Origin of the sequence: Natranaeroarchaeum aerophilus (assembly GCF_023638055.1) — an archaeon.
GTDB classification, from domain to species: Archaea; Halobacteriota; Halobacteria; order Halobacteriales; family Natronoarchaeaceae; genus Natranaeroarchaeum; species Natranaeroarchaeum aerophilum.
Window position 1 is genome coordinate 1 of sequence record NZ_JAKRVY010000032.1, and the last position, 639, is coordinate 639.

Here is a 639-nt window from a genome sequence, read left to right on the forward strand (position 1 = left end):
ACGAATTACCCGATCACTCGACGTTAGTCAAGTGGTTTGATAGAATCACGATGGCAGTTTGGCGAGTGCTCCTGCGCCTGTCTGCGCAGGAGCACGAGCCATCGGGTCACGCCGCCATCGATTCGACGTATTTCGACCGCGAGAACGCCAGCAAGCACTACTGCCGCCGAACCAATTACCGTGTCCAGACGCTGAAAACAACCGCGCTCGTGGACACAGACTCACAAGCTGTGCTGGACGTACACTGTACGACCGAGAAAACACATGACACGCAGATCGGCTGGCAGGTCGCCGTCCGCAACGCGGGCGACCTGCACAGCCTCGCCGCCGACAAGGGTTACGACTGGCAGGAATTCCGCGAGAAATTACGCGAAGAGGGCGTAAGACCGCTGATCAAACACCGAGAGTTCCGCCCCATCGATCACGCGCATAACGCGCGGATCGATGCGGCTGCCTACGGCCAACGAGCACTCTCAGAAACAGTATTTTCCACGATCAAACGCACGCTCGGCCACGCCGTGCGTGCCCGAGCGTGGTACCGCGAATTCCGTGAAATTGTCCTGATGTGTTCAGTCTACAACATCAAACGGAGCGTCACCCACCCAAATTAAGCTACGTATGGCGATTCACCAGAGCCAA

The 639-nt window shown here is 57.4% G+C and carries 1 protein-coding gene; it reads left to right on the forward strand.

Annotation, left to right across the window (positions count from 1 at the left end; translation table 11 throughout):
* A partial coding sequence (locus AArcSt11_RS16860) for an IS5 family transposase (RefSeq protein WP_250598875.1) occupies positions 1–611 on the forward strand: 611 nt, incomplete at its 5' end.
* Between the last annotated feature and the right edge of the window lie 28 nt (positions 612–639).